Source organism: Pseudomonas saxonica (assembly GCF_007858365.1).
Taxonomy (GTDB): Bacteria; Pseudomonadota; Gammaproteobacteria; order Pseudomonadales; family Pseudomonadaceae; genus Aquipseudomonas; species Aquipseudomonas saxonica.
The window spans coordinates 1,242,556-1,269,410 of record NZ_VFIO01000001.1 but is presented as its reverse complement, the minus strand read 5'-3'; the positions used below and the strand labels follow the sequence as shown (position 1 = coordinate 1,269,410).

28 protein-coding genes and 6 tRNA genes are annotated in these 26,855 nt (G+C 56.2%); 19 read left to right on the top strand and 15 right to left on the bottom strand.

Features of this window, described 5'->3' with window-relative positions; genetic code table 11:
- Positions 1-65: 65 nt before the first annotated feature.
- A complete protein-coding gene (gene ispH, locus FJD38_RS05920) occupies positions 66-1,013 on the top strand; it encodes a 4-hydroxy-3-methylbut-2-enyl diphosphate reductase (protein WP_122785838.1) in 948 nt (315 codons plus the stop codon).
- Here the strand turns inward: ispH and FJD38_RS05915 are convergent.
- The gene (locus FJD38_RS05915) at positions 1,010-1,525 is read right to left on the bottom strand and encodes a GspH/FimT family pseudopilin (protein WP_240890818.1); all 516 of its coding nucleotides are present in this window, start codon (positions 1,523-1,525) and stop codon (positions 1,010-1,012) included. The two genes, ispH and FJD38_RS05915, sit on opposite strands and share 4 nt — an antisense overlap.
- Positions 1,526-1,777: 252 nt before the next feature.
- Between FJD38_RS05915 and pilV the strand changes: the two genes are divergently transcribed.
- The 5 genes from pilV to thiO are packed head-to-tail and all read left to right on the top strand — an operon-like array spanning position 1,778 to position 5,019.
- Complete coding sequence (pilV, locus tag FJD38_RS05910) at positions 1,778-2,230, top strand: type IV pilus modification protein PilV (RefSeq protein ID WP_146384339.1); 453 nt, start codon at positions 1,778-1,780, stop codon at positions 2,228-2,230.
- The gene (locus FJD38_RS05905; RefSeq protein ID WP_146384337.1) at positions 2,227-2,922 is read left to right on the top strand and encodes a PilW family protein; all 696 of its coding nucleotides are present in this window, start codon (positions 2,227-2,229) and stop codon (positions 2,920-2,922) included. Before pilV ends, FJD38_RS05905 begins: the two co-directional genes overlap by 4 nt.
- Before the next feature lie 7 nt (positions 2,923-2,929).
- Entirely contained in the window at positions 2,930-3,472 is a 543-nt protein-coding gene (locus FJD38_RS05900) for a pilus assembly PilX family protein (RefSeq protein ID WP_146384335.1), read from the top strand.
- A complete protein-coding gene (locus FJD38_RS05895; protein ID WP_425281162.1) occupies positions 3,454-3,885 on the top strand; it encodes a type IV pilin protein in 432 nt (143 codons plus the stop codon). The genes FJD38_RS05900 and FJD38_RS05895 overlap by 19 nt, the downstream gene beginning before the upstream one ends.
- Before the next feature lie 30 nt (positions 3,886-3,915).
- Positions 3,916-5,019: a glycine oxidase ThiO gene (gene thiO / locus FJD38_RS05890; RefSeq protein WP_122785832.1), complete on the top strand. Its 1,104-nt coding sequence runs from the start codon at positions 3,916-3,918 to the stop codon at positions 5,017-5,019.
- A gap of 71 nt (positions 5,020-5,090) precedes the next feature.
- On the opposite strand, the gene FJD38_RS05885 is transcribed toward thiO, so the two are convergent.
- Both FJD38_RS05885 and FJD38_RS05880 read right to left on the bottom strand, forming a co-directional pair.
- Positions 5,091-5,312 carry a PP0621 family protein gene (locus FJD38_RS05885; protein WP_122785831.1) on the bottom strand — a complete coding sequence of 74 codons (222 nt, stop codon included), beginning with the start codon at positions 5,310-5,312 and terminating at the stop codon, positions 5,091-5,093.
- A gap of 119 nt (positions 5,313-5,431) precedes the next feature.
- Positions 5,432-6,445, bottom strand: a complete 1,014-nt coding sequence (locus tag FJD38_RS05880; RefSeq protein WP_122785830.1) for an outer membrane protein assembly factor BamD — start codon at positions 6,443-6,445, stop codon at positions 5,432-5,434.
- A gap of 148 nt (positions 6,446-6,593) precedes the next feature.
- Between FJD38_RS05880 and rluD the strand changes: the two genes are divergently transcribed.
- The 9 genes from rluD to FJD38_RS05835 all read left to right on the top strand — a co-directional run bounded on the left by rluD (position 6,594) and on the right by FJD38_RS05835 (position 11,985).
- A complete protein-coding gene (rluD, locus tag FJD38_RS05875) occupies positions 6,594-7,556 on the top strand; it encodes a 23S rRNA pseudouridine(1911/1915/1917) synthase RluD (RefSeq protein WP_122785878.1) in 963 nt (320 codons plus the stop codon).
- Positions 7,553-8,287, top strand: a complete 735-nt coding sequence (pgeF, locus tag FJD38_RS05870) for a peptidoglycan editing factor PgeF (protein WP_146384333.1) — start codon at positions 7,553-7,555, stop codon at positions 8,285-8,287. Before rluD ends, pgeF begins: the two co-directional genes overlap by 4 nt.
- 120 nt (positions 8,288-8,407) lie before the next feature.
- On the top strand, positions 8,408-10,975 hold the full coding sequence (gene clpB, locus FJD38_RS05865) for an ATP-dependent chaperone ClpB (RefSeq protein ID WP_122785828.1): 2,568 nt from the start codon (positions 8,408-8,410) through the stop codon (positions 10,973-10,975).
- Between the two features lie 307 nt (positions 10,976-11,282).
- Positions 11,283-11,358 (top strand) — tRNA-Asn (locus FJD38_RS05860).
- A gap of 9 nt (positions 11,359-11,367) precedes the next feature.
- Positions 11,368-11,444 (top strand) — tRNA-Pro (locus FJD38_RS05855).
- 5 nt (positions 11,445-11,449) lie between these two features.
- Positions 11,450-11,525 (top strand) — tRNA-Lys (locus FJD38_RS05850).
- Positions 11,526-11,618: 93 nt separating this feature from the next.
- Positions 11,619-11,695: transfer RNA gene (locus FJD38_RS05845), tRNA-Pro, on the top strand.
- Positions 11,696-11,815: 120 nt separating this feature from the next.
- Positions 11,816-11,891, top strand: a tRNA-Asn gene (locus FJD38_RS05840).
- A gap of 18 nt (positions 11,892-11,909) precedes the next feature.
- A tRNA-Lys gene (locus tag FJD38_RS05835) sits at positions 11,910-11,985 on the top strand.
- A 251-nt stretch (positions 11,986-12,236) separates the two neighbouring features.
- Here FJD38_RS05835 and FJD38_RS05830 read toward each other — a convergent pair.
- The 3 genes from FJD38_RS05830 to glsA all read right to left on the bottom strand — a co-directional run bounded on the left by FJD38_RS05830 (position 12,237) and on the right by glsA (position 15,637).
- On the bottom strand, positions 12,237-12,509 hold the full coding sequence (locus tag FJD38_RS05830) for a DUF3077 domain-containing protein (RefSeq protein WP_146384331.1): 273 nt from the start codon (positions 12,507-12,509) through the stop codon (positions 12,237-12,239).
- Positions 12,510-13,081: 572 nt separating this feature from the next.
- A complete protein-coding gene (locus FJD38_RS05815) occupies positions 13,082-14,668 on the bottom strand; it encodes an amino acid permease (protein ID WP_146384327.1) in 1,587 nt (528 codons plus the stop codon).
- A 15-nt stretch (positions 14,669-14,683) separates the two neighbouring features.
- Positions 14,684-15,637: a glutaminase A gene (glsA, locus tag FJD38_RS05810; protein WP_122785824.1), complete on the bottom strand. Its 954-nt coding sequence runs from the start codon at positions 15,635-15,637 to the stop codon at positions 14,684-14,686.
- A 168-nt stretch (positions 15,638-15,805) separates the two neighbouring features.
- Between glsA and gad the strand changes: the two genes are divergently transcribed.
- Positions 15,806-17,203 (top strand): glutamate decarboxylase, encoded by a 1,398-nt coding sequence (gene gad, locus FJD38_RS05805; RefSeq protein ID WP_122785823.1) that lies wholly within the window; start codon positions 15,806-15,808, stop codon positions 17,201-17,203.
- A 46-nt stretch (positions 17,204-17,249) separates the two neighbouring features.
- Here the strand turns inward: gad and FJD38_RS05800 are convergent, their stop codons facing one another.
- The 8 genes from FJD38_RS05800 to FJD38_RS05765 form a co-directional block, all read right to left on the bottom strand.
- A complete protein-coding gene (locus FJD38_RS05800) occupies positions 17,250-18,551 on the bottom strand; it encodes an NAD(P)/FAD-dependent oxidoreductase (RefSeq protein WP_122785822.1) in 1,302 nt (433 codons plus the stop codon).
- Between the two features lie 66 nt (positions 18,552-18,617).
- A complete protein-coding gene (locus FJD38_RS05795; RefSeq protein WP_122785821.1) occupies positions 18,618-18,791 on the bottom strand; it encodes a DUF3094 family protein in 174 nt (57 codons plus the stop codon).
- 54 nt (positions 18,792-18,845) lie between these two features.
- The gene (locus FJD38_RS05790; protein WP_146384325.1) at positions 18,846-19,373 is read right to left on the bottom strand and encodes an MOSC domain-containing protein; all 528 of its coding nucleotides are present in this window, start codon (positions 19,371-19,373) and stop codon (positions 18,846-18,848) included.
- Positions 19,370-19,999 carry a DUF1780 domain-containing protein gene (locus tag FJD38_RS05785; protein ID WP_146384323.1) on the bottom strand — a complete coding sequence of 210 codons (630 nt, stop codon included), beginning with the start codon at positions 19,997-19,999 and terminating at the stop codon, positions 19,370-19,372. The genes FJD38_RS05790 and FJD38_RS05785 overlap by 4 nt, the downstream gene beginning before the upstream one ends.
- A gap of 84 nt (positions 20,000-20,083) precedes the next feature.
- Entirely contained in the window at positions 20,084-20,287 is a 204-nt protein-coding gene (gene yacG / locus FJD38_RS05780; RefSeq protein WP_122785818.1) for a DNA gyrase inhibitor YacG, read from the bottom strand.
- Positions 20,284-20,907 carry a dephospho-CoA kinase gene (coaE, locus tag FJD38_RS05775; RefSeq protein ID WP_146384321.1) on the bottom strand — a complete coding sequence of 208 codons (624 nt, stop codon included), beginning with the start codon at positions 20,905-20,907 and terminating at the stop codon, positions 20,284-20,286. Before coaE ends, yacG begins: the two co-directional genes overlap by 4 nt.
- 1 nt (position 20,908) lies before the next feature.
- Positions 20,909-21,769 carry a prepilin peptidase gene (locus FJD38_RS05770; protein WP_146384319.1) on the bottom strand — a complete coding sequence of 287 codons (861 nt, stop codon included), beginning with the start codon at positions 21,767-21,769 and terminating at the stop codon, positions 20,909-20,911.
- Positions 21,770-21,771: 2 nt separating this feature from the next.
- Positions 21,772-22,989 (bottom strand): type II secretion system F family protein, encoded by a 1,218-nt coding sequence (locus FJD38_RS05765; RefSeq protein ID WP_146384317.1) that lies wholly within the window; start codon positions 22,987-22,989, stop codon positions 21,772-21,774.
- 220 nt (positions 22,990-23,209) lie between these two features.
- Here FJD38_RS05765 and FJD38_RS05760 point away from each other — a divergent pair, with 220 nt between their 5' ends.
- The 3 genes from FJD38_RS05760 to FJD38_RS05750 all read left to right on the top strand — a co-directional run bounded on the left by FJD38_RS05760 (position 23,210) and on the right by FJD38_RS05750 (position 25,734).
- Complete coding sequence (locus FJD38_RS05760; RefSeq protein WP_122785814.1) at positions 23,210-23,617, top strand: pilin; 408 nt, start codon at positions 23,210-23,212, stop codon at positions 23,615-23,617.
- A 114-nt stretch (positions 23,618-23,731) separates the two neighbouring features.
- Positions 23,732-25,228 (top strand): DNA-3-methyladenine glycosylase 2, encoded by a 1,497-nt coding sequence (locus FJD38_RS05755; RefSeq protein ID WP_146384315.1) that lies wholly within the window; start codon positions 23,732-23,734, stop codon positions 25,226-25,228.
- A complete protein-coding gene (locus FJD38_RS05750) occupies positions 25,225-25,734 on the top strand; it encodes a methylated-DNA--[protein]-cysteine S-methyltransferase (RefSeq protein WP_122785812.1) in 510 nt (169 codons plus the stop codon). Before FJD38_RS05755 ends, FJD38_RS05750 begins: the two co-directional genes overlap by 4 nt.
- 41 nt (positions 25,735-25,775) lie before the next feature.
- On the opposite strand, the gene nadC is transcribed toward FJD38_RS05750, so the two are convergent.
- Entirely contained in the window at positions 25,776-26,624 is an 849-nt protein-coding gene (gene nadC / locus FJD38_RS05745) for a carboxylating nicotinate-nucleotide diphosphorylase (RefSeq protein WP_146384313.1), read from the bottom strand.
- Positions 26,625-26,855 lie beyond the last annotated feature (231 nt).

The following is a 26,855-nucleotide window of genomic DNA, read 5'->3' as shown; positions in this document are numbered from 1 at the left end:
CTCAGTGCCCGGCGAAAGCCGGGCCTGATTGGCATTATTTCTCTGCGCGTCCCACGAGGCCTAGCATGCACATCAAACTCGCCAACCCCCGTGGCTTTTGCGCTGGGGTGGATCGGGCGATTGAAATCGTCAATCGCGCTCTCGAAGTATTCGGTCCGCCTATCTACGTCCGCCACGAAGTGGTGCACAACAAATTCGTCGTTGAAGACCTGCGCTCCCGTGGCGCGATCTTTGTCGAAGAGCTGGACCAAGTTCCGGATGACGTCATCGTCATCTTCAGTGCTCACGGTGTATCCCAGGCCGTGCGTACCGAAGCCGCTGGTCGTGGCCTGAAAGTATTCGATGCCACCTGTCCGCTGGTGACCAAGGTGCATATCGAAGTGGCTCGTTATAGCCGCGACGGTCGCGAATGCATTCTGATTGGTCATGCCGGCCACCCGGAGGTTGAGGGCACAATGGGCCAATACGACGCCAGTAATGGCGGCGCTATTTATCTGGTTGAAGATGAGAAAGACGTCGCCAACCTGCAAGTGAAAAACCCGGAAAAACTGGCGTTTGTCACACAAACCACGCTATCTATGGACGACACCAGCCGAGTCATCGACGCCTTGCGCACCCGCTTTCCAGCTATTGGTGGCCCGCGCAAGGATGACATCTGCTACGCCACCCAAAATCGTCAGGATGCCGTCAAGCAACTGGCCGACGAGTGTGACGTGGTGCTGGTGGTGGGCAGCCCGAACAGCTCTAACTCGAACCGTCTGCGTGAGCTGGCGGAACGCATGAAAACTCCGGCTTACCTGATCGATGGTGCCGAAGACATGCAGAAAGACTGGTTCGACGGCGTTCAGAGTATCGGTATTACTGCCGGTGCTTCTGCGCCTGAAGTATTGGTTCGTGGCGTGATCCAGCAATTGCACGCCTGGGGCGCAACCGGCGCTGATGAATTGGCCGGTCGCGAAGAGAACATTACGTTCTCCATGCCCAAAGAGCTGCGCGTTCGCTCGCTGCTTTAAGCGCATAACGCCTGCGCGGCTTTATCGTTGCGCAGGCTGATCCTCCCGGTTTTTGCCAGCACCACTTGAAAGTGGCTCTGCGCTGTCCTTGCGTGGCAAACATGCAGCGTTCCTGCTTGAAATGCGCCTCCACTCAATAAGGGTTCACCCAGCGGGTTAAAACGCACGTAATGCCTGACCGGTGTATTGCCGGCAATTGGAATGCGTGAGTCGCCTTGTCTTTGTGTCAGTACCGGGTTGCTGGGGTCCTGATGTCCTCGTCCACTCACGTCCAGAATGACCTGCCAGCCTTGGCTCCAATCTGCGCCCAATGCATGAACCACTACAGTCTGATGACGCACCAGCGCCTCGACGCGTGCGTTGCGCAGGCTGCTGACTAATTGCTGTGCAGCAACTTGCCGCCGTTGCTGCTCAATCAGAACGTTATAAGCCGGACTGGCGAATTGAGCGCTAAGCGCGACGATCAGCAGAACGAATAACAGTTGAATCAGGCTCATGCCTTGTTGGTTCACGATGTCCTCCCTGGACAGATTGGCAGTCGCACTCCTTGCGCTGTTCGTTGGCTGCTTTCAGGTATAGCTCAAGGGTTAAAAGGCCCATGTTGGCAACAGTTTCATCATGTTTAAGGCGTGTTTAGGTTCAGTTAAAGAACAATCCGTATGCCTTGCCAGTGTTCTCCTACAGGTAGGCCCATATTCCGGGGCTAGGCTTCACTCCTGACGACACAGGACGTGTCGCCCAGTAAACGCTCACGGATGGGGCACATGGCTATCTCACACAAATACCGTCAATGCGCAATGACCTTGATTGAGGTGATGGTCGCGACATTGATTTTATCCAGCGGTTTGCTGGGTGCTGCGGCGGTTCAGCTCAGCGCCCTTAAACACACAGACAGTGCGCTGATGACCTCCCAGGCCAGCTTTATTGCTTACGGCATGCTGGATCGGGTACGCGCGAACGAACAGGCCGATTACCGCTATTCGAGCTCTGACGGCGCAGTTCCAAGCGGTGCGCTTAATCAGGACTTGAATGATTTCAAACGCGCCATATTCGAGTTCGGCGGGGAGAGTGCGACCGGCATGATTGCGGTCACTGATCGGGAGGTGAGTATTACCCTTGAGTGGAGTGACGCTCGCAGGGCCTCGCAAATCGGTGCACGGCAAACCATTACCCTGACCAGCCAGATTGCCGCCGACGCACTGGCAACTGCTTCATGAGCTTGCGAAATGCAGGGTTTGGTCTGATTGAACTCATGGTGGCTCTGGCACTGGGGATGCTATTGGTCTTAGCGGTTACTCAGGTTTTTTTGAGTGCCCGGCATACGTATCTGGCCCAACACGCAGGCGCAATGGCGCAACAGGATGCGCGTTTTGTCTTAAGCAAAATAGCTCAGGAAATCCGCATGACTGGCATGTTCGGTTGTCTGGCCGCCGACCGCATTGTCGATGCGCCGGCTGCATTTCAAACACCTATCGCCTGGCAAGGCTCAGCAACCTCGCGATCGCTGACATTGATTAGTGCGGATGTCGGGTCGCAATCGTCACAACCTGATTGGACGGTGGTCTCGGACTGTAAAAGTTATGCACAGTCCTATTCTGGTTCGCGGGCTGTTTTGGCGCCCGGAGAGACTGCTTTTGCGTTGCGTAAGATTTTTTATTGGTTTGAAGGCAATCAACTAAAAGTTGGGGCGAACAAAGCTGTACTTCTGGATAACGTTATCGCATTCGATATGAGCTTCGGTGTTTCCGGCGCGGGCAGTGATCAGTCTGTTCAGCGTTATGAGGCCAGCCCTGCTCGTTTAGGCAGCATTCGCAGTGTGCGCATTGCCCTTACCTTGCGAGATCCCGGGTTGCAGGTCAAAGATCAGGTCTATCACCTTGTCGTCGCGCTGCGTAATCGATTGAGTTAGATCGCAGATGACGTCTTTATCACGCCATCAGGCTGGCATGGCATTACTGGTTTGCCTGACATTTTTACTGATGCTGAGCGTGCTCGGCGTATCAGCTCTGCAAAGCGCGGGTCAGCAGCAAAAGATCGCTGGCAGCGTGTTGTTCGCTCATCAGTCGCTGCAAGCCGCAGAAACAGCATTGCGTAGGGGCGAGTTGCAGGTGCAAGCCCAATGGCCGCGATTAATCGAGTGCGCCTCGGCTGCTCAATGCATCCCTCCTCAAGAAGCCCGTACTCGAGACTCGCCGGGTGTAGACCCGGTGTCGCGGGTGATATGGGAGCGCACCCCCGACGGTTTTTTTGGCATTCAGAGTCTGGGCCAGGGTGTGATGCCGGCAAATCTGCCGGGCATCACTGTCGGTCAGTTTTATCGGGTGACAGGCATTGGTTTGCGCGGCTTGTCACGCACGGTTCTGGAGAGCGTAGTGGTGAGTTATCAACAGGTCGGCGCAGCACCCGGGCAGGCCCAAGGTCTGCTCTTCAAGCGTGTGATGTGGCGTCAAATCCAATAGGAGGGCAGGTTGTGGGCAAGCATGGGGCAGGGTTTAGCTTGGTGGAACTCATGGTCGTGGTGGCTATTGTTGGCCTGCTGAGTGCGTTTGTGTATCCGGTCTACAGCGACTCGGTAACCCGTGCAAACCGCTCGCAAATCGTGGTTTTGTTGTGGGAACAATCCCAAAGTCTGGAGCGTTTTTTTTCGAAAAATGGCGTATACAGAGGTGCGGAAAATCTGAGTGTGGGCAATAAGCATTACTGGGTAACCCATGCGTTAGGCGATCACGACTTCTTGTTGACGGCGACCCGCCGAGAAGGCGCGTCTATGGTGGACGATGCCTGCGGCAACTTCACATTGGCCCACACCGGGGTAATGGCGATTACCCAAGCCGCCCCGGACCTGACAGAGCAGCAGTGTTGGGGGCACTAACGTTTATTTTTATGTGAGCTGAGTGGATCGATGGCTAAGCAGCAACGAGTGGTAATTGTAGGGGGCGGTGTTATTGGGCTGCTGACCGCATTTAATCTGGCGGCGCAGGTTGAGCACGTCGTATTGCTGGATCGTAGCGGTGTAGGCCAGGAGTCGTCATGGGCTGGGGGCGGCATTGTTTCTCCGCTATACCCTTGGCGCTATAACTTGGCAGTCACCGCTTTGGCTCATTGGTCGCAAGACTTTTACCCTCATTTGGCACAGCGTTTGTTGGCTGAGACGGGCCTGGACCCTGAAGTTCATACCACGGGCCTGTACTGGCTAGACCTCGAAGATGAGGCCCAGGCGCTGGCGTGGGCAAAGCGCGAGGGGCGGCCCTTGAGTTCAGTCGATATCTCGGACGTAGAACGTGCAGTACCGGTGTTGGGCGCTGGTGATTATTCGCGCGCTATTTATATGGCCGGTGTCGCTAATGTTCGCAATCCGCGACTGGTTAAATCGTTAAGGGCTGCCTTGCAGGCAATGCCTAACGTCACGATTGAGGAGCACTGCAAAGTTGAGGGGTTTATTCAAAAGGGCGAAAAAATTCTGGGCGTGAAGACGGCTCAAGGTGAGCGCTTGGCTGACCACGTGGTGTTAGCCGCAGGTGCCTGGAGTGGTGAGTTGCTGAGCAGTCTGGGCCTTGAATTACCTGTAGAACCTGTCAAAGGCCAGATGATTATGTACAAGTGTGCGCCCGACTTTTTGTCCAGCATGGTGCTGGCAAAAGGGCGGTACGCAATCCCGCGTCGTGACGGCCATATCTTGATTGGCAGCACGCTGGAGCATGAAGGGTTTGATAAAACCCCGACTCAAAGCGCCCTTGAAAGTTTGAAAGCGTCGGCGGTTGAGTTGATTCCAGCGTTGGCGGGGGCCGAGCCGGTGGCGCATTGGGCCGGGTTGAGGCCGGGCTCGCCTGAAGGTATTCCGTATATCGGCAGGGTGGCGGGGGTAGAGGGGTTATGGCTTAACTGCGGGCATTACCGTAACGGCTTGGTATTGGCTCCAGCGTCTTGCCATTTGTTTGCCGATCTATTGTTAGGGCGTGAGCCGATCATCGACCCGCGACCCTATGCGCCCGAAGGGCGGATTTGAACGCTCTGGCGCAACCCCTGTAGCCGCTGACGAGCAGCGCGCGGCTACGTATTGAATAGCGTTCAGCGTGATTACTTCGGGCCTTTCTCCAGGTGATTCTGGGTGCAATACCATTCTTGCTGCTGGCTCAATGCGCGATCACGGGGTAAGTGAACGCCGCAGTGAGCGCAACGCACCATCGGCATTGCACCGGGATCAACCGACCTTTTAGGGGCAGCAATACTCGCTTTGTATTTGCGCCAGCACCATACGCCCGCAGCAATCAGTGCAGCCCACAACAGTAGACGAAACATGGTTATTCGCTATTAGAAAGAAGATGCGTCAGTTTAGCCAAGGACTCCACAGGCGCACAGGGCCAAATTGCACATAAAAAAAAGAGCCCCGAAGGGCTCTTTTTTGTGGCGCGGATTGATCAGTCAAACAGACCAAAGGTCATGTAGCTCAACCACGAACGGCTTTTGCCTTCCGCTTCCGGCTCAGGGATGACGTTACCGTCGGCGTCTTTTGGCTTCAGTTCGGCAGGAATCGAATCCTTGGCGTCCTGATATTGCTTCTGAATATCAAGGTTGGCGCGCGTTTCACCTGGCGGCAGCGGTGTGCTCGATTCGATCAGGCCCAGCGTAGCCTTGCTCAGCCACGAGCGGTTATCCGAATCGGACACCTGTGGCACAAACTGACCGTCCACCAGACTTGGGTGGTTCGGGTAGTTGTCTTTCAGTACTTCGAGGCTGGTGTTGGCCAGCTCATCGAGGTGCATGCGTTGATAAGCCTCAACCATTACTGCCAGGCCGTCACCCACTGAAGGGGTTTCCTGGAAGTTTTCTACCACATAGCGTCCACGGTTAGCCGCGGCTACATAGGCCTGACGGGTCAGGTAGTAATCGGCAACGTGAATTTCATAGGCGGCCAGCAGGTTACGCAGGTAGATCATGCGTTGCTTGGCATCCGGTGCGTAGCGGCTGTCCGGGAAGCGGCTGGTGAGCTGAGCGAACTCGTTGTAGGAGTCGCGTGCAGCACCCGGGTCGCGCTTGGTCATGTCCAGCGGCAGGAAGCGCGCCAGCAGGCCAACGTCCTGGTCGAACGAGGTCAAGCCTTTAAGATAATAGGCATAGTCGACGTTCGGATGCTGTGGGTGAAGGCGGATAAACCGTTCGGCAGCTGACTTTGCAGCTTCCGGTTCGGAGTTTTTATAGTAGGCGTAGATCAGTTCGAGCTGTGCCTGATCGGCATAGCGTCCGAACGGATAGCGCGACTCTAAAGCCTTCAGCTTGGCGGTAGCACTGGTATAGCTGTGGTTATCCAGGTCGGCCTGCGCCTGCTGGTACAGCTCGACTTCGCTCAAGTTGTCGTCCACGACTTCTTTGGTCGACGAGCAGGCGGCGGTCAGTGCGAGGATGGCGATCAGCAGCAGGTGTCTCACTTGCATGGCGGCTTGCGTCCCTATGACGGCCGCTGTCTTGGGCGGGTCCGTCCTGTTATGATGAGCGCCCCGTGAAAAGCCTCGGGGCAAAAGACGCCGTATTTAACCACAAGCGCGCAGCCGAAACCAAAGGCTTGGCGCGGTCCTGATGAGCATGTCCGAGAAAATTCAACTTCGCGAAGAGGTGCCGTCCGAACTGGGTGGCCAACGCCTCGATCAAGTCGCCGCACAATTATTCGCTGAGCACTCGCGCTCGCGCCTTTCCGCCTGGATCAAAGACGGCCGCCTGACTGTGGACGGAGCCGTTATTCGGCCCCGTGACATTGTTCACGGTGGTGCCATCCTGGAGCTGACTGCCGAGCAGGAAGCCCAGGGTGAGTGGGTCGCCCAAGACATCCCCCTGGACATCGTCTACGAAGACGATGACATCCTGGTCATCAACAAGCCTGCGGGCCTGGTGGTACACCCGGCTGCGGGGCATGCCGATGGCACTTTGCTCAATGCTTTGCTGCATCACGTACCGGACATTATCAATGTGCCGCGTGCGGGTATCGTGCATCGCCTGGACAAAGACACCACGGGCCTTATGGTGGTCGCCAAGACCATTCAGGCGCAGACACAACTGGTCACCCAGTTGCAGAGCCGCAGTGTCAGCCGGATCTACGAGTGCATCGTTATTGGTGTCGTCACCGCCGGGGGCAAAATTGACGCGCCCATCGGCCGTCACGGTCAGCAGCGCCAGCGCATGGCGGTGATGGAAGGCGGCAAACAGGCGGTGAGTCATTACCGTGTGCTTGAGCGCTTCCGTTCCCACACCCATGTGCGGGTCAAACTGGAGACCGGCCGTACGCACCAGATTCGCGTGCATATGTCGCACATCAACTTCCCGTTGGTCGGAGACCCTGCCTACGGCGGTCGCTTCCGTATTCCCCCAGCGGCCAACGTGACGATGGTCGAATCACTGAAAAACTTCCCGCGTCAGGCGCTGCATGCGCGTTTCCTTGAGTTGGATCATCCGACGACCGGTAAACGCATGAGCTGGGAATCGCCACTGCCGGACGATTTTGTCTGGCTGTTGACGCTGCTCAAGCAAGACCGTGAGGCATTCATCGGGTGAATACGTTCCTGATTCCTGACTGGCCTGCGCCGGCAGGCATCAGGGCCTGCGTGACCACCCGTGCGGGCGGCGTCAGTCTGGCGCCGTTCGACAGCCTGAACCTGGGCGACCATGTTGATGACGATCCCCTGGCCGTTGCTGCCAACCGCCAGCGTCTCACCCATATTTTTGACGTACAGCCCGCTTGGCTTAGCCAGGTTCACGGGGTTGTCGTTGCACCTGCTTCACCAGGCCGCGTCGTTGAAGCTGACGCCAGCTGGACCTCTACGCCCGGTATTGCCTGCACGGTCATGACGGCCGACTGTTTGCCCGCATTGTTCTGCAATCGTGCCGGCACCCGTGTGGCTGCGGCTCATGCTGGCTGGCGCGGGCTCGCCGCCGGGGTGCTTGAAGCCACCGCCAAAAGCCTCAATGTTGAGCCTCAAGAGATACTGGTCTGGCTTGGGCCTGCTATCGGCCCCACAGCCTTCGAGGTTGGAGGCGAGGTCAGGGAAGTCTTTGTGCAAGACCTGCCGCAGTCCGCCGCTGCTTTCGTTCCAAGTATCAATCCGGGACGATTCATGGCCGATATTTATGGGCTGGCGCGCCTGCGTCTTGCTCGTTGCGGTATTACGGCCGTCTATGGCGGGGGTTATTGCACCGTGACTGATCCGCGATTTTTCTCCTACCGGCGCAGTCCTCGCACTGGCCGCTTCGCATCTCTGGTCTGGATCGAAAGACCGTCCAGCTGATCTGCATCAAATGTGTTCGTCTTGAAACTTCCGTATTCGCCCGCATCTACTATGGTATCTGGCAGGTTTCTTCATTCAGGAGTTTCCATCCCTCCGGCCTGCTCATAAGGAAGGTGACGAATGCGTATAGATAGATTAACCAGCAAATTGCAATTGGCGTTGTCCGATGCTCAGTCCTTGGCCGTAGGCCTTGACCATCCGGCCATTGAACCTGCGCACTTGATGCAGGCATTGCTGGAACAACAGGGCGGCTCGATCAAGCCGTTGCTGATGCAAGTCGGTTTTGATGTAAACAGCCTGCGTAAAGAGCTGACCAAAGAGCTCGATCAACTGCCAAAAATTCAGAATCCTACTGGCGACGTGAATATGTCGCAGGATTTGGCGCGCCTGCTGAATCAGGCGGATCGTTTGGCACAGCAAAAAGGTGATCAATACATCACCAGCGAACTCGTGTTGCTCGCTGCGATGGATGAAAACAGCAAGCTGGGCAAGTTGTTGCTGGGCCAGGGTGTGAGCAAAAAAGCCCTGGAAAATGCCATCAACAACCTGCGTGGCGGTGAAGCAGTCAATGATCCAAACGCGGAAGAGTCGCGTCAGGCGTTGGATAAATACACCATTGACCTGACCAAGCGTGCTGAAGAAGGCAAGCTCGACCCTGTGATCGGTCGTGACGATGAAATTCGTCGCACCATTCAAGTGTTGCAACGCCGGACTAAAAACAACCCTGTGTTGATCGGTGAGCCGGGTGTGGGTAAAACCGCGATTGCCGAAGGTCTGGCTCAGCGCATCATCAATGGTGAAGTGCCTGACGGCCTGAAAGGCAAACGCCTGCTGTCGCTGGACATTGGTGCGCTGATTGCGGGTGCCAAGTTCCGCGGTGAGTTCGAAGAGCGTCTGAAAGCGTTGCTCAATGAGCTGTCGAAACAGGAAGGGCAAATCATCCTGTTCATTGACGAACTGCATGTCATGGTCGGCGCCGGTAAAGGCGAAGGCGCAATGGATGCGGGCAACATGCTCAAGCCAGCGCTGGCGCGAGGTGAGCTGCACTGTGTCGGTGCCACCACGCTCAACGAATATCGCCAATACATAGAGAAGGACGCCGCACTTGAGCGTCGGTTCCAGAAAGTATTGGTGGATGAACCTAGCGAAGAAGACACCATCGCGATTCTGCGTGGCCTGAAAGAACGCTATGAAGTTCACCACAAAGTGGCGATCACTGATGGCGCGATTATCGCGGCGGTAAAACTTAGCCATCGTTACATCACCGATCGGCAGTTGCCTGACAAGGCGATTGACCTGATGGACGAGGCGGCCAGCCGTATTCGCATGGAGATCGACTCCAAGCCTGAAGTACTGGACCGTCTTGAACGCCGCCTGATTCAACTGAAGGTTGAGGCGCAGGCGCTGAAGAAAGAAGAGGATGAGGCTGCGAAAAAACGCCTCGAAAAATTGCAGGAAGAAATCGAGCGCCATGAGCGTGAGTATTCTGACCTGGAAGAAATCTGGACTTCGGAAAAAGCTGAAGTGCAGGGTTCTGCCCAGATCCAGCAAAAGATCGAGCAAGCGCGTCAAGAGCTTGAAGTGGCGCGTCGTAGTGGCAACCTCAATCGCATGGCCGAATTGCAGTACGGGGTCATTCCCGACCTGGAACGCAGCCTGCAAATGGTCGATGAGCACAGCAACAAGACCGAGAATCAATTGTTGCGCAGCAAAGTGACTGAAGAAGAAATTGCCGAAGTCGTGTCGAAGTGGACCGGTATTCCGGTATCCAAAATGCTCGAAGGCGAGCGCGACAAACTGATGAAAATGGAAAGCTTGCTGCATGAGCGCGTAATTGGTCAGGACGAGGCCGTAGTGGCCGTGTCCAACGCCGTACGCCGTTCGCGCGCCGGGCTGAGTGACCCGAACCGTCCAAGCGGCTCGTTCATGTTCCTGGGCCCAACCGGTGTGGGTAAAACCGAGTTGTGCAAGGCGCTGGCCGAGTTCCTCTTTGATACGGAAGAGGCGATGGTACGGATCGACATGTCCGAGTTCATGGAGAAACATTCTGTGGCTCGACTGATTGGTGCGCCACCTGGCTACGTGGGTTACGAGGAAGGCGGCTACTTGACCGAAGCTGTGCGCCGCAAACCGTATTCGGTGATCTTGCTGGACGAAGTCGAGAAGGCTCACCCGGACGTGTTCAACGTGTTGCTGCAAGTGCTTGAGGATGGCCGTCTGACTGACAGCCATGGTCGCACCGTTGACTTCCGCAATACGGTGATCGTGATGACCTCCAACCTGGGGTCTGCACAGATCCAGGAACTGGTTGGCGATCGCGAAGCGCAACGGGCAGCGGTGATGGATGCTGTCAGCACGCACTTCCGTCCGGAGTTTGTGAACCGGATCGATGAAGTGGTGATCTTCGAGCCTCTGGCCCGTGATCAGATTGCCGGTATTGCTGAAATCCAGATGGGTCGTCTGCGTAGCCGTCTGGCTGAGCGTGATCTGAGCCTGGAGTTGAGCCAAGAAGCTTTGGACAAGCTGATTGCGGTAGGTTACGACCCTGTCTATGGCGCACGTCCTCTGAAACGTGCGATCCAGCGCTGGATCGAAAACCCTCTGGCACAGCTGATTCTTTCGGGTCAGTTCATGCCGGGCACTACGGTGGTGGCCACTGTGAAAGACGACGAAATCGTCTTCGCATAAGGCTTTGTGGTGGTGTTTTAAGAGAGGCCTCGCTTGGCGAGGCCTTTTTTTTCTTAGAGTGTTGATCTGTAAGGAAAACGCTTGTAAGATGCGCCCCGCAGTAAGTCACCCGTAACGGCAACTTGGCCCAAACCAGGAAGCCCGTAAGAAGAGCTAAATCATTGTCTTCTAACGAAAAATAAGGGTTGACAAGGGTTTCAAAGGTTGTAAAATGGCCCGCCTTAGAGACGCAAGCGTAGCGATACGGTGAAGTCAAAGAGTGCTGCAAAGTTGTAAGGCAGTAATGTTGTAAATTGAAATATGTAGTTCCGCGATAGCTCAGTTGGTAGAGCAAATGACTGTTAATCATTGGGTCCCTGGTTCGAGTCCAGGTCGTGGAGCCATTTTCAAGCCGGGGTATAGCGCAGTCCGGTAGCGCGCCTGCTTTGGGAGCAGGATGTCAGGAGTTCGAATCCCCTTACCCCGACCATTTTTGGGTCGTTAGCTCAGTTGGTAGAGCAGTTGGCTTTTAACCAATTGGTCGTAGGTTCGAATCCCACACGACCCACCATTTTTGGTTTCAGTTCGCTGAAGCTAGATCTTAAGATCAGAGGCCAAAAGCGCTGATCGCAGAAGGCGCCTCTTGAAGGTGCCTTTTTTTTACCGGGGTATAGCGCAGTCCGGTAGCGCGCCTGCTTTGGGAGCAGGATGTCAGGAGTTCGAATCCCCTTACCCCGACCATTTTCTGCCCGGCAGTAGTGGGTGTAGAAAATACGGTGCTGATGCCAATTGCATCAGTTGCCATAAAAAAAGCGTCCGCAGGGGCGCTTTTTTTATCCAGTTGTTATTGAAATATGCAGTTCCGCGATAGCTCAGTTGGTAGAGCAAATGACTGTTAATCATTGGGTCCCTGGTTCGAGTCCAGGTCGTGGAGCCATTTTCAAACCTGTTTTTTGGGTCGTTAGCTCAGTTGGTAGAGCAGTTGGCTTTTAACCAATTGGTCGTAGGTTCGAATCCCACACGACCCACCATATCGCAAGACCAAAACAGCCGGTTTATCCTCAGGGATGACCGGCTTTTTTGTGCCTGCGATTTGGTAAGAATAGCCCTCTTCAGGTGAGCACTAGCTGATATTCGACGGGAAGGATTGCCTAATATGCTGCTCCCGCTTTAAATCAATAGGTGCGTTGCACGTGGAAAGCCGCCAGGTCGATCGGCAGTTGGCGACCGAGCGTAGGCAGGATGGGCACTAGGCATCAAGGAGAAGCGCTCATGATGCGTGTCAAGGAACGTCTTGCAGCCCCAGGGTCACGTCATCAATGATCGCCTTCGCCATCTCGCTGAGGTAGTGCGACGCCCAACGCATGGTTTCGTGGCCATCGTCCATGGCGCCCAGGTACGAGAGTCTGTTGACACAGTTCAACAGTAACGAGGCGTGTTGTAGGGCTTCTTCGCCCGAGACACCGGCAATGACGCTGAACAGGCGTTGGTTCTCTGCGTTGCAGACGCCAAAGGTGGCGCCGCCAACAGTTTTGATCAACGGGGAGGCGTTCATAGGTCACCTCGTTTCGCATCGAGATGTTGGGCTTTGGGCAGGGCGACAGTGCGCGTAGGGCATTTTTTGAACGGATTGAGAGCGTGCATCTGGCATTACTCCTGTATGTGAGGAGCTACCACGGTTCGCCGCTAAACGAATTAGGGTGGCAGCTGTGCGCAGGTTAGCGGACCGGGCATACAGGACCCCGGCAGACCCGAGGGTCTCCCACGCACAACCGCCATAAACAGATAGGCGGGCACAAAAAAGCGCCTGTCATCTGAATGGTGGGCGCTGTGCGCCTGTATGAACTCGGGCCGCTAAACCCGTTCGCTGATGAGCAGCGACGTCGGAAGGGTAACGCTGGGGTAGTTAAAGTGCAACCGCGTGCTCGCGTGCCACAGCAACATCCCCGGCATTTGTAACGCGATCATTATTCCCAGCGACCACCGATAAGCCTCCGGATGAAAAACGGCTCTATCGAGAGCCGTATTCGCGTTACTCATAAAAAATGCGTCCGTTGGGACGCTTTTTTTACACCTGTGTTAAACCCAGTCTGTGGTCACTGCCCCAGGCAGCGACCACGTGCCATCTCAGGTTGCCGCTGGAGCAGGGGGAGGGGTCGTTGATGTCGTGCTGTTGCTTGCGGCCGTCGCGGCAGCAGCCTTGTCGTCTGCATCTTGCAAGTCTTGCAGTGCTGCGGAGTACTGATCGGCTTCTGCCTTGGGCACCATCTGCCATGAAGGTTTGCGCACCGCATAGAAGATAAAGGGCGGTATCCCCGCGATGATCAGCCCGAGCAGTAATATCCCCGCGTATTCAAAGAACGGCATGCTGCTGAAACTGTTCGGTGGAATAAAGCCGAAGATCAGCGCCACGCAGGTCGAAAACAGACCCAGATAGCACCAGCCGTGCAGCCCTTTAAGCACATAACCGCGTTTGACGTTGGGCTGAGTTTTACGCAACTTCATGGCGGCCAGGAACATGAACACGTAAATGATCAGGTACATCAACGCGGCCATGGCGCTGATCATCCAGAAGGCATCGGATACGTTGTCGATAAAGATATAGATCGTTGAAAGCAGGGTGACGATGATGGCCTGTAAGTACAGGATGTTTTTCTGCACGCCCTTTTTGTTCACTTGCTGAAAGATGGGTGGAAGCATGCCGGCTTTACCGACGAACAGCAGGCCTGTTGATGGCCCCGCCGTCCAGGCCAGCACCCCGCCCAATGCACCGATAATCAGCAGGATAGCCAGAATGGGCGTTGCCCACGGTATGCCGAAACCTTCAAAAAAGGCCGAGTAAGCCTGAATGACGCCCGCGGTCAGGCTGGTCGAATCCGCCGGCACCACCAGCGAAATCGCCACGGTCGGTGGGATGAACACCAACAGAATCATGAAGAACGCCAACAGGATTGCGCGCGGCATTTCTTTTTGCGGGTTGCGCAGCTCACGGGCGTGAATGGCGTTCATTTCAATACCGGCGAACGCCAGGAAGTTGCTGACGATCAGCACCAGGCCGGTGATGGCTCCGGTAAATTCCTGCCAAAAGTCCGGGTGCAGATTATGAACGCCGGCTTTTACTGTGGTGTGGGTGTCGAAAATGGCTGGAATCAGCGCGTCCCACGTCAAGGGTGTTGCCGATTTATGCCCCAGTACCAGCCAGGCCACGCCGAGCAGCACCAAGAGCGCAGCGGGTAAGGCCGTGCCCAGCAACATGAACCAGGAGGTCAATTTCGACAGGGCTGTCAGCCCGTTAAGCGCCACGAACGTTGATAGCCAATACAGGACGATGATCACCGCAGTGGTGAAAACCCCGCTCTTGGCCAGTTCAGGATTGATCAGGTAAGCCAGCGTGCTGGCGCCAAAGCCCAGGACGATGGGGTACCAGGTGACCACTTGTACCCACATGAACCACATGATGAAAAAGCCCGGTCGGTCGCCATATGCTTGGCGCACCCAGCCGTAAATCCCGCCGTTCCAACCTGTGCCCAGTTCAGAGGCAACCAGTGACACCGGAATGAAGAACAGCAGCGCCGGAATTACGTACAGAAACACCGAGCCCAAACCGTAGACCGCCATGCTTGGCAAGGAGCGGATGCTGGCAACCGCGGCAACCATCATGAAGCAGATGGTGAGCCACGACATGTATGTTTTAGCTTTACTGGTAGTAGCCATAAGTGTCTCGCTCCCTTACGCGAATTCGTGCAGCAGGCTCAGATTAAGCGTGCGGCTCAGGTGCTCGGCGGCTAGCTGGCCGCGCACGCTGTTACCCGCCACATCCAAAGGCGGGGCAAAGGCGGCAATGGCGCACACGCCCGGCACTACGGCCAGAATTCCACCGCCAACCCCGCTTTTACCCGGTAAGCCGACCTTGTAGTACCAGTCGCCCGTGGTGTCATACAGGCCATTCAAGGTCATCTCGGAAAGAATCGGTGCCACATTTTTAGCGGCCACAACACGCTTGCCCGTAATGGGGTTCACGCCGCCATTAGCCAGTGTCACGCCCATGGTCACGAGGTCATGGCAGGTGATCGAAACGGAGCATTGGCGGGTGTAAACGTCGCACACTTGCATGGGATCGGCGTGCATATAGCCATAGCTTTGCAACAGCCAGGCAATGCCGCGGTTGTGCTGATTGGTGTTGGCTTCCGATTGATAAACTTCTTCGTTGACCGCTAATTCGCGCCCTGCGAAAGCGTTGTAGGTTGCTTGAATCTGATCCCAGCGATCTTTTGCCGTCTCGGCTTTGATCAGGCTGACAGTCGCCATCGCACCGGCGTTGACGAAGGGGTTCAGGGGGCGGCCTTTGTGCAGTTCCAGAGCAATGACCGAATTGAAGGGTTCGCCAGTCGGGTCGCAGCCGATCTTGCTGCGCAAGACTTGGGGCCCCACTTCATCCAGCACGTGGGCCAGCGTAAATACCTTGGAAATTGACTCAATGGCGAAGGCGTAATCGGTGTCGCCCACTTCGGCATGCGTGCCATCGCAAAACATGATGCTGATGCCAAACAAATTTGAAGGTACTGAGGCCAGATAGGGAATGTAACTGGCGTTTTTTCCATGATGGTTGCCGCTATAGCGCTGCAGCGCTTCGTCCAGTGCCTGCTTGACCTCGCTATTGAGGGTGGTGGGTCTTTGTTTCATGGTGCTCGCTCCGTGAGTACGTTGAAGACAAAGACTATAGATCGGAAAATTCACATCGATCGATTATCGGAGGGCATCCCCCAAAAGGTTGTCTATGCTGGCTGGGTCTGATCGAGCCTCAGTTGATTCAGGCACGCCCCGGTTGACCCATACTCAAGGAGAGATTAAATGGCCCTTCACCGTATCAAGAGCAATAAGGATATTGACCCTGTATTTGGTTCTTCCGCGCTGGCGCATGTTGCAGCGACCAAGCAATTTCCCGAGGCTGAGCAATCCCCCGGGGATGTGTTTCAGCTGGTTCATGATGAGTTGTATCTCGATGGCAACTCTCGGCAGAACCTCGCCACGTTTTGCCAAACGTGGGAAGAGGATGAAGTTCACAAACTGATGGACCTGTCGATCGACAAAAACATGATCGACAAGGACGAATACCCTCAGTCCGCCGAGCTGGAAAACCGTTGCATTCACATGCTGGCGGACCTATGGCACTCCCCGGAAGCTGCCACCACTATCGGCACATCAACCGTAGGCTCCAGTGAGGCTTGCATGCTCGGCGGTCTCGCTGCTCTGTGGCGCTGGCGTGCGGTACGCAAGGCGGCAGGCAAGCCTACGTCCACCCCGAACATGGTCTGTGGTCCGGTACAAGTTTGCTGGCACAAATTTGCCCGTTACTGGGATGTCGAAATTCGTGAAGTGCCGATGTCCGAAGGGCAGTGGTTTATGACACCCGAAGACATGCTGTCGCGTGTTGATGAAAATACGATTGTGGTAGTACCAACGTTTGGGCAGACCTTCACCGGTCTGTATGAAACGGTAAAACCGCTTTCGGATGCGCTGGATGATCTGGACAAGCGCACTGGCCTGAGCGTTGATATTCACGTTGACGGTGCAAGTGGCGCGATGCTGGCTCCGTTTTGTGCACCCGATGTTCTTTGGGATTTCCGCGTCGCACGCGTCAAGTCCATCAGTACATCGGGGCACAAGTTTGGCTTGGCACCGCTGGGGGCAGGCTGGGTGATCTGGCGTGACGTCAAAGAGCTACCTGAAGGTTTGATCTTCCACGTGAATTACCTGGGCGGGGACATGCCAACCTTCGCCTTGAACTTCTCACGTCCGGCGGGGCAAATCATTGCGCAGTACTACAATTTCTTGCGCCTGGGGCGTGAAGGTTACGAGCGAATTCATTCGGCGTGCTATGAAACGGCACAATTTCTGGCCAGCGAAGTGGTCAAGATCGGCCCGTTCGAAATGCTCTATGACGGCAATCCACAGTTGGGTATCCCCGCGCTCACATGGCGTTTGAAGCCGGGCGCGAAGGTGAGTTATTCGCTCTATGATCTGGCGGATCGGTTGCGTACGCGGGGTTGGTTGGTGCCGGCGTATAGCTTGCCAGCAAATGTCGAAAACGTCGTCGTGCAGCGGATTCTGGTCAAGCAGGGCCTGTCGATCGACATGGCCAAGTTGCTGTTGGCTGACTTCAAACGTGCGGTTGAGTTCTTCGATGAGCACCAGCCTCATGGCTTCAAAGGCCGTGAGGGCGAGGCGGGTAACCACACGGGTCGTTAGGTTCTGCGCCCCGCAAGCGCTTGCTCGCGGGGCCGAGGGTGGTTATTTAGTGCAGTTTCAGACGCGGCTCGGTGCCGCGTCCGATTCTGCTGCCAAGCATCAGCATCAACGTACGGAACGTGCCGTAAAGCGCCATCTGATGCATGCGATACAGCGAGATATAGAACATTCGCGCCAACCAGCCTTCCAGCATGACGGTACCCATCAAGCTGCCCATCAAGTTACCCACCGCCGAAAAGCTCGACAGCGAAATCAGCGAGCCATAATCGCGGTAGTGGTAGTCCGGTAATTGCGTTTTACCTTCCAGGCGCAGTTTCAACGACTTGGCCAGCAGCGACGCTTGCTGGTGAGCGGCTTGCGCGCGAGGAGGAACCATCTTGTCACTGCCCGGTTGCGGGCACGCCGCACAGTCGCCAAAGGCAAAGATGTTGTCATCGTGCGTCGTTTGCAGGGTAGGGCGCACGACCAATTGGTTAATGCGGTTGGTTTCCAGCCCGGCAATGTCTTTCAGAAAGCCCGGTGCCCGAATGCCTGCTGCCCATACTTTCAGGCTGGCAGGAATGACTTGACCATCCTTGGTGATCAGGCTGTCAGCAGTCACTTCGCTCACGGCGGCGTTAGTCAGTACGGTGACGCCAAGTTTTTCCAGGGTTTTATGCACAGGCCCGCCAATACGTTCCGGCAGGGCAGGCAGCACCCGTGGACCGGCTTCGATCAGAGTGATGTGCATGTTTTCCGGCTTGATCCGATCCAGCCCGTAAGCCGCCAGCTCGTGCGCGGCATTGTGCAGTTCGGCGGCCAGTTCAACACCGGTTGCCCCGGCACCTACAATTGCGACGCTGATTTGCTCAACGGCATCGGTTTGCCCGGCGTGCGCGCGCAGGTAGTGATTAAGCAATTGTTGGTGAAACTTCTCTGCCTGTTTGCGGGTGTCGAGAAACAAACAGTGCTCCGCTGCGCCCTGGGTGCCGAAGTCGTTGGTGGTACTGCCCACGGCAATCACCAGCGTGTCGTAACTCAAGTCGCGCGCAGGCACCAATTCCTGACCGTTTTCGTCGAGGGTCGCCGACAATGAGATCTTTTTCCCATCGCGGTCCAGACCGCTCATGCGCCCCAGCTGGAACTCGAAGTGGTTCCATTTAGCTTGGGCGACATAGTTGAGCTCATCTTCAGAGGAGTTCAGCGAGCCAGCGGCGACTTCATGCAGCAACGGCTTCCAGATATGGGTCAGGTTGGCGTCGACCAGCGTGACGCTGGCTTTGCCGCGCTTACCCAGAGTCTTGCCCAGGCGGGTCGCCAACTCCAGGCCGCCGGCACCGCCGCCGACAATAACAATACGATGGGACATAGGTATCACTCACAAGGCTTGAAAAAAAATTCTGTGCCTGAGCAATCCGGGCGAGCGCTACGCAGCTCATAGCGCCAGATAACTCAGGAGGCGGCTCAAAAGGCCGAGGCCAATCACCACGATCACCACCACAGCAAGGAGCAGCCAAGGCCTGAAAGGCCGGCGCTCAACTTGGTGTTGAGGAAGCAGCAGGTACTCTTCGACATGCTTTTGATCATCTGGGTTCAGGCGGCTGGACATATTTAAGGCCTCATCCGATAGACGTTGCAGGCGGTGTTAAAGCTACAGCAGTGATCAACCGGGATGAAATGAAGCATAGCCGTTGGGACCCAGCGGCTCGACACTTACTTGGTCGTCTAGACGAATGATGCCACTTTCAATTACCCGTGCCGTGATACCGCCATGGCCGCGTACTGCCTGAAACGTCCCCTCACCCAGCCGTTGCTCAAGCCGGGCGCAGGGTTGGCACCAGCCGGTCGTTTCGAAAATGGCCTGGCCAATCTTGAACCGTCGGCCTTTGAGGCTAAACAGGTTGATCCCGCTGATGACCAGATTGCGGCGCAAGTCTTGCGCCACAACCGGTTGATCGGGCGCCCGTCCCAGCAATGAGTTGATCACAGCCAGATGCTCCCACTGAATAAGTGTGACTTGTCGGGCATAGCGAGCGCCGGGTCGTGCATGGTCGCCGGTCAGTCCGGCTTCGCGCCGGGCTTCGACGGCATCGAGCACCAGCATTTCGGCACGAGATTCGGGGCGTACGCCAATCCAGCGTACGAGCCCGGTTTGCGGGACGTTCGCTATCAACTCTTGCAGAGGGCTCACAGACTGATACCCACATCAAAAATAATGCTGCGGCCCAGGTTGTTGCGTAGAAAATCGGGTGCATCCGGTTGCGCGAAGAGCACACGGGCGAAGGTGGGGCCCACCAGTGACAAGGAGCGCCAGCCCATACGCAAATATTCGGTCGGCGGCGGGAAGTGGCTGTTGAGGTCCAGTACCTCGCGTTTGAGGCTGGAGAAGGCAATGATGTCCAGTTGACCCAGATCGATATCACGCTCTAAATAGTTCTTGGCTTTTTTGTGCAGAGTCGGGCCCAGTCGTTGCAGCAGCTTGCTCGCGGGAATGCGTTTGGGCCGTGCTTCACGGCGTACCAGTTGGCTCAGGGAATATGCACTGCGTCGTCGTTGGAGCTCTTCGCGCCATTCGTCATTCAAGCGTCGACCTTCGTCGAGCACAAAAAACACTTCGAAACGCGCTTCGCCAAACAGCACATCCGGGGGTTCCTGGCTGGCGGGTGTGAAGTCTTCAGTGTGGTAGGGAACATTCAACCCCTGAAGCAGGCGCTGGCATACCCAGCGCTCACGCTCCCATTTGCGAGCATTGGATAAAAATGCATTGGCTTGTTCGGCCTGGATCGTGAGCAGGCGCAGATAATCTGAGTCGTCCATATACAGGCACCTTAGCGTTGAAACAGGGGTTACCGAGAGCCCGAAACGTGTTCGGGCTCGCAGCCGCTGCCCGGCGCTCCTCGTTTAATGCACTTGCTCAGGCAAGTCTTCAGAAAAAAGTTCATCTTCAGCATCCGGGCTAACCGGGATTTTGTGCTCTTCGCTGGCCCATGCACCCAGATCGATCAGTTTGCAGCGGTCAGAGCAAAATGGACGGAACGGGTTGGTGGGCTTCCATTCCAGGGCTGTGCCACAAGTCGGGCAGTCTACGGTCATAGGTTTGGTCATGGTTGGCCTCCGCGCAACGTTAAATAAAAATGATGCAGGCGCTCGACTTCTGTCTTGAGAGCCTGCAGGTCGCGGTCATTGGTGAGTATGTCGTCAGCGTGGCGAAGGCGATCTTCGCGGCTGGCTTGTGCCTTGAGAATGGCGTGTACCTGTTCTTCGCTGGTGTTGTCGCGTTTAAGCGTGCGCTGAATCTGCAACGCCTGCGGCACGTCGATCACCAGCACGCGTTGAGTCGTGGTGTGTTGCCCGGACTCGATCAATAACGGTGAAACCAGAATGGCGTAAGGCGATTGGGCCTGTGCCAGATTGTTGGCGATTTCTTCACGAATCAGCGGGTGCAGCAGGGCTTCGAGCCAGCGGCGTTGCTCCGGTTCGCTGAAAACAAGCGTGCGCAACGCACCGCGATTGAGTTGCCCATCGGCTTGCAGCACATGCTCGCCGAAGTGCTCAGCAATTTTGCTCAGCGCCGGGCGCCCCGGTTCCACTACCCAGCGCGCCGCATGATCGGCGTCAACCACGTGGACGCCCAGCGCCGCAAAATGCTCGGCGGCAGCACTTTTGCCGCTGCCGATGCCGCCAGTCAGGCCGAGAATCCAGGGGTGTGCAGAAGGGGTATTCATATCAACTCGAAAGCTGCCAATAGAAAGTGGTTATTTGATCACCCCAGAGCAATGCAATCCAGCCAGCAATTGCCAGGTAGGGGGCAAAGGGGATCTGAGTAGAGGCTTGCGTGCGGCGCAAGGCCAGCATCAACACGCCAACCACCGCGCCCGATAGCGAGGCGAGCAGCAGGGTTAACGGTAGCACCGCGATGCCGCCCCACGCGCCAATCATGGCCAGTAATTTGAAGTCGCCATAGCCCAGGCCGTCCTTGCCGGTCAGCAGTTTGAAGACCCAAAAGATCGACCACAGGCAGGCATAGCCCAATGCGGCGGCCCAAACCGCCTGCGACAGGCTGGTAAAGGTGTCGAAACTGTTGAGCAGCAAGCCCAGCCACAGTAGGGGCAACACCAGCACATCAGGAACGATCATATGCTCCAGATCGATCAGGCAAATGGCGATCAACCCCCAGGTCAGCACGAGCATCCAGCCCGCTTGCGCACTGACGCCAAAATGCCAGGCGATAAAGGCTGACAATAATCCACAGGCCAGCTCGGTCAGCGGGTAACGCGGGCTAATGGCTTTCTTGCATTGCGCGCACTTGCCGCGCAGGAACAGGTAACTGATTACCGGGATGTTTTCCCATGCACGCAGGCGGTGTTGGCAATGGGGGCAATGAGAGTGGGGCAGCAACAAGTTATACACAGGGCCTTTGTCGGGCGCGGGCAGAGACAGCAACTCGCGAGCTTGCGCTTGCCAATCGTGCTCAAGCATCTTGGGCAGGCGCCACACCAGCACATTGAGAAAGCTGCCTACCAGTAATCCAAGTACAAGTGCGCTGGCAATGAAGAGGTCGGTGTAACGGGTGAACAGGTCGATCATGCTCAAATTACTTGGCCTAGTTTGAATATAGGTAGATACATGGCGATTACCAGACCGCCTACCATGACGCCCAATACCAGCATGATGGCTGGCTCCATCAAGGTTGTCAGGCTATCGGTCAATGTGTCGACCTCGTTCTCATAATAGGTGGCCAGATGGTCAAGCATGCTTTCCAGTGTGCCGGATTCTTCGCCTATAGCTGTCATCTGAATCGCCATGCCGGGAAATACGCCGGTAGCGGCCATGGCGACATGGATCTGCGACCCTGTTGCCACCTGATGTTTAAGCTTTAGCACGGCGTCTTTATAAACGTTGTTGCCTGTGGTGCCGGCGACAGCATTTAGCGCCTCCAGCAAGGGCACCCCGGCGGCAATGGTCGTTGCGAGTGTGCGGGCGAAGCGGGCAATGGCCGACACGTGCAGCAGGTTACCCATAACGGGCATTTTTAGTAGCCATTTATCAATGTTTTGACGTAACAACTCAGAGTGTTTGTACCGATAGCGCAGGCCCGCAACCACAAGGCTCACCGCTGACACCAACCCTATTGCGTGGTCTTGAAGCACCTGCGATAACGCGATGACCCACAGGGTGAGCGCTGGAAGTTGAGCGTCAAACGAACTGAATACACGTTGAAATTGCGGTACGACTTCGAGCAATAAAATCCCGCAGACCATCACTGCCACCACCAGTACGGCGATAGGGTAGGTCATGGCTTTCTGTATTTTCTTTTTCAGTGCCTGGGTTTTTTCTTTATAGGTTGCTATGCGTTCCAGCAGTACATCCAAAGCACCTGCCTGTTCGCCGGCATCAATCAAGTTGCAAAAAAGAGCGTCGAAATGTGCCGGTTTTTTACGTAATGCATTGGCCAGGCTGGTGCCTGCGCAGATGTCCTGTTTCAGGTCGATCACCAGTTCACGCATGGCGGGCAGCTCAACTCCCTCAGCAATCACGTCCAATGCTTGTATCAGTGAAATGCCTGCTTTGATCAACGAGGCCAGTTGGCGTGTGAACAGCATGATATCCAACCCTTTGATGGATTGAACGCCGAGTCGTCCGCGATGGGTTTTACGTCGAATGTGACATGCGGAAATACCTTGGCGGCGCAGCAGAACGCGTATCATCGCCTGACTTTCGGCGCTTGTTTCCCCCTTGGTTTTGGCCCCCGCGAGGTCTGTTCCTTCCCACTGATACAGACGGGTCTTAACGGGTTGTGTAGGCATGCGGCTGGTCCTTGTGGCGCTGATGGCTCGTGCGAGCGCTGAACCAAAAGACTAGGTGCCGTTCATGCCAGACCGTCCATGGGAGCGTGTCCAAAGGTGTCAGCGGAGCGGTTGTGGAGCATCGGCGGGCTAACCTTGATAGCCTGTGCGCCATTTTTGGCGGCTCAGAACGGCTATGGCATTTGGCCAAGGTGCCGCGTCTTTATTTTGGAGATGACTTGTGAAACAACAAAAAGGCTTCACCCTGATCGAATTGATGATCGTGGTAGCGATTATTGGTCTGATCGCCTCGTTTGCATTGCCCGCTTACACCGAGCACACCATGAAGGCCCGGTTCGCAGAAGTGAACGCCATTAGCAACACCTACAAAACCGCGGTAGCACTGTGCTACAGCGAGAGCAATGATTTGACGGTATGCGATGCAGGCAGCCATGGCATTCCTGGGCCGGCCGATGCGACGGATAACCTGGCTGCTGGCATGACGGTGATTGATGGCGTGATTACCCTGACCGGCACTCAGGCTGCGGGTGGCTGGACCAGCGTGCTGGCGCCTGCGTTAAGTGAATCGGGTAGCACCCTGGTGTGGACACAAAGCGGTACGTGTCTGGAAAAGGGAGCGTGCAAGTAAGCCTCGCACCGGTACGTATTTAATTTAGAGGGAGCCTTAAGCGCCCGCAAAACGGCAACATCCACGTCCGAAAATGGCGAGATTCGGCCCATTGCCAGTGCTATCGTGCAGGCTATGAACACATCCGACAGTCTTAGTGTACCCAGCACCGCCGCCTGTGAAATCGCGCGTCTGAGCCGCGATTCGCGGTTCGACGGGGTGTTTTTTACAGCGGTGCTGAGTACGCGCATCTACTGCCGCCCGGTCTGTCCGGCGCGCGCGCCCAAAGCTGAAAACGTGGTGTATTACCCCAGTGCTGCGGCGGCTCAAGCCGAGGGTTTTCGCCCTTGTTTGCGTTGCCGCCCGGAGCTGGCACCGGGTAATCCCTTCTGGCAGCAGGGTGAGCATTTAGTGGCCCGAGCGTTGAAACTGATCAATGAAGGTTTTTTGGCTGACCACTCGCTGGAGAGGCTGGCTGAGCGCTTGCATGTCAGCGCCCGGCAAGTACGCAGGTTGTTCGTGCAGTATTTGGGCGCACCACCGATGGCGGTGCACGCCACTCAGCGATTGCTTTTTGCCAAGCAACTGTTGACCGAAACCCCTATGTCGATCACTGAAGTGGCGATGGCTTCAGGTTTTGGCAGCCTGCGGCGTTTCAATGCAGCCTTTGCCGAGGCCAATCACGTGCAGCCCAGAGCTTTCAGGCGCAGCCCAAAAGCGCGGGCGGACAATGCATTGGTGCTGCGCCTGAGTTATCGCCCGCCTTATGATTTCGCGGCGCTGCTGGGGTTTCTACGCAACCGTGCCTTACCCGGCATTGAACAGGTGGATGAGCACAGCTATCAACGGGTCATTGGCACGGGCGATGCCCCTGGCTGGTTGCGGATCAGCGCGTGGCCCGGTGAGCAGCATGCGTTGCAATTGGAACTGTTGAATGTGGCACCGAGCCAAATGCTGGGCGTGGTTTCACGGGTTCGGCGGATGTTTGATCTGGACGCTGATCCGCTCGCCATTGCTCAAACGTTAAGTGCCTCCCCACTGCTGGCGCCGATAATGGCCCGCTATCCGGGCCTGCGGCTGCCGGGCGGTTGGGACGGTTTTGAAGTGGCCGTGCGGGCGGTATTGGGCCAGCAAGTCAGCGTGGCCGCCGCGCGTACCTTGGCCAGTCGCATTGTGCAGCGCTATGGAGTGGTGATTGAATCCCCCTCCGGAACCCGCCTTGAGAGGTTGTTTCCTGGCCCTGCACAACTGGCCGACGCGGATCTGGGGCAGATGGGGATTACTCAGGCACGTATCGATACGATCAAAGGTATTGCGCGTGCTCTGGTGGAAGGTCGTGTTGACTTTGCCCTTGAGCAACCTTTACCCACTTTTATTGAGCGCTGGGTGCAATTACCGGGCATTGGCCCATGGACGGCTCATTACATCGCCATGCGCGTGCTTAAACACCCGGATGCTTTTCCCGCAGCAGATTTGATTTTGCGGCGCGAGGCCAACCCTCACGGCGTACCCTTGACGACCCAAGCGTTGCAATCGCTGGCCGAAAGCTGGCGCCCGTGGCGGGCCTATTCCGTCATGTATTTATGGCGCGCTGCCACAGACTCGGCGGCAGCCCGCAAGGAGGGAGCATGAGCCTTATTTATTACGATCAAATGCCTTCACCTATCGGCCCTCTTTTTTTGGTTGCCGATGATGAAGGACTGCGAGAGGTGCGTTTCGAGTTTGAAAAGCGTCCGCACGAGCCGCTGGACGGTTGGGTGCATTCAGCGCAACAGCTGGCGCAAGTTCGTCACCAGCTTGAAGCGTATTTCTCGGGAGAGCGACAGACTTTTGATCTGCCGCTCAAGCCGCAGGGCACTGATTTCCAGCAGTCGGTATGGCAGGCGCTGACGACCATTGCATACGGGACAACGGCCAGCTATGGGCAGATTTCGCAACAGCTTGATCGCCCCAAAGCCTCACGGGCGGTGGGCGCTGCCAACGGACGCAACCCAATCCCGATCATCATCCCGTGTCATCGTGTGATTGGTAGCAACGGCAGCCTGACCGGGTTTGCTGGTGGGCTGGCTGCCAAACAGTGGTTGTTGGGGTTTGAAGCAGCGGCAAGCTTTAAGCTGCAAGCTCCAGGTAAAAGCTGAGACCCGGCTGTAGCTTGCAGCGCTTGAAGCTCTAACCCCCGCTAGACACTCAACCGCATCGACAAATCGACCGCTTTGACATCCTTGGTCATGGCGCCAATTGAAATGTAGTCCACCCCGGTTTGGGCGATAGGAAGCAGTGTGGCTTCGTTGATCCCGCCGCTGGCTTCCAGTTTGGCCTTGCCCGCGTTAAGGCGCACGGCCTCGCGCATATCGTCCATGCTCAACTCGTCGAGCATGATGATGTCTGCGCCAGCCGCCAGCGCCTCTTTGAGTTCCGAGAGGCTTTCTACTTCGATTTCCACGGGTTTTCCCGGGGCAATTTTGTGCGCGGCAATGATGGCCTGAGCAATGCCGCCGCAGGCTGCAATGTGGTTTTCCTTGATTAAAAAGGCGTCGTACAGGCCGATGCGGTGGTTGTGGCAACCGCCACAGGTCACGGCGTATTTCTGTGCTAGACGCAGGCCGGGCAAGGTTTTACGGGTGTCGAGCAGTTTGACCTGGGTATCGGCAACCTGATCGGCCAGCGACTGCGCGTGAGTCGCGACACCGGATAACAGTTGCAGAAAGTTCAGGGCACTGCGTTCCCCGCTGAGCAGAGAGCGGGCCGGGCCTTCAAGGTGAAAGAGTATTTGGTTCGGGGTTACGCGCTCGCCATCGCACACTTGCCAATGCACTGCGACACGCGGGTCCAGCTGACGAAATACGGTATCGACCCACGCTGTTCCGCTGATGACAGCCGCTTGGCGCGTAATGATTGAAGCTTTGGCCAGGCGTTCGGCCGGGATCAGCTGTGCAGTGATGTCGCCGCTGCCGAGGTCTTCGGCTAACGCACGGCGCACGTTGGCTTCGATTTCGGCAGTGAGGTCGGCCAGACGTAAATTCGGCATAACGAGCTCCACAAACAAAGTGCTTCGATTATAGAGGCATGCCGGGAGTGAACCCAAGGTGCGCGCGACACCCAGAGTAAATGGCCACAATTGTGCGGTTTTCGGCAGTTTGAGGTTTAATTCAACCACTCATGCCATGAAGTGAAGAGTCTGCTGGCACAAACGGCATGATTTACAAGATAATCCGCCTTCTATTTGGCGTCATAGCTTTGACGCGCATGATTGGGGGGC

Coding starts and splice junctions, on each gene's coding strand:
- FJD38_RS05900 (WP_146384335.1), top strand. CDS start 2,930: ATGACGTCTTTATCACGCCATCAGGCTGGCATGGCATTACTGGTTTGC.
- gad (WP_122785823.1), top strand. CDS start 15,806: ATGGCCCTTCACCGTATCAAGAGCAATAAGGATATTGACCCTGTATTT.
- FJD38_RS05765 (WP_146384317.1), bottom strand. CDS start 22,989: ATGCCTACACAACCCGTTAAGACCCGTCTGTATCAGTGGGAAGGAACA.
- clpB (WP_122785828.1), top strand. CDS start 8,408: ATGCGTATAGATAGATTAACCAGCAAATTGCAATTGGCGTTGTCCGAT.
- ispH (WP_122785838.1), top strand. CDS start 66: ATGCACATCAAACTCGCCAACCCCCGTGGCTTTTGCGCTGGGGTGGAT.
- FJD38_RS05785 (WP_146384323.1), bottom strand. CDS start 19,999: ATGGACGACTCAGATTATCTGCGCCTGCTCACGATCCAGGCCGAACAA.
- FJD38_RS05885 (WP_122785831.1), bottom strand. CDS start 5,312: ATGTTTCGTCTACTGTTGTGGGCTGCACTGATTGCTGCGGGCGTATGG.
- coaE (WP_146384321.1), bottom strand. CDS start 20,907: ATGAATACCCCTTCTGCACACCCCTGGATTCTCGGCCTGACTGGCGGC.
- thiO (WP_122785832.1), top strand. CDS start 3,916: ATGGCTAAGCAGCAACGAGTGGTAATTGTAGGGGGCGGTGTTATTGGG.
- FJD38_RS05770 (WP_146384319.1), bottom strand. CDS start 21,769: ATGATCGACCTGTTCACCCGTTACACCGACCTCTTCATTGCCAGCGCA.
- FJD38_RS05830 (WP_146384331.1), bottom strand. CDS start 12,509: ATGAACGCCTCCCCGTTGATCAAAACTGTTGGCGGCGCCACCTTTGGC.
- FJD38_RS05800 (WP_122785822.1), bottom strand. CDS start 18,551: ATGTCCCATCGTATTGTTATTGTCGGCGGCGGTGCCGGCGGCCTGGAG.
- FJD38_RS05755 (WP_146384315.1), top strand. CDS start 23,732: ATGAACACATCCGACAGTCTTAGTGTACCCAGCACCGCCGCCTGTGAA.
- pilV (WP_146384339.1), top strand. CDS start 1,778: ATGGCTATCTCACACAAATACCGTCAATGCGCAATGACCTTGATTGAG.
- FJD38_RS05795 (WP_122785821.1), bottom strand. CDS start 18,791: ATGTCCAGCCGCCTGAACCCAGATGATCAAAAGCATGTCGAAGAGTAC.
- FJD38_RS05750 (WP_122785812.1), top strand. CDS start 25,225: ATGAGCCTTATTTATTACGATCAAATGCCTTCACCTATCGGCCCTCTT.
- yacG (WP_122785818.1), bottom strand. CDS start 20,287: ATGACCAAACCTATGACCGTAGACTGCCCGACTTGTGGCACAGCCCTG.
- FJD38_RS05905 (WP_146384337.1), top strand. CDS start 2,227: ATGAGCTTGCGAAATGCAGGGTTTGGTCTGATTGAACTCATGGTGGCT.
- rluD (WP_122785878.1), top strand. CDS start 6,594: ATGTCCGAGAAAATTCAACTTCGCGAAGAGGTGCCGTCCGAACTGGGT.
- FJD38_RS05815 (WP_146384327.1), bottom strand. CDS start 14,668: ATGGCTACTACCAGTAAAGCTAAAACATACATGTCGTGGCTCACCATC.
- FJD38_RS05880 (WP_122785830.1), bottom strand. CDS start 6,445: ATGCAAGTGAGACACCTGCTGCTGATCGCCATCCTCGCACTGACCGCC.
- nadC (WP_146384313.1), bottom strand. CDS start 26,624: ATGCCGAATTTACGTCTGGCCGACCTCACTGCCGAAATCGAAGCCAAC.
- glsA (WP_122785824.1), bottom strand. CDS start 15,637: ATGAAACAAAGACCCACCACCCTCAATAGCGAGGTCAAGCAGGCACTG.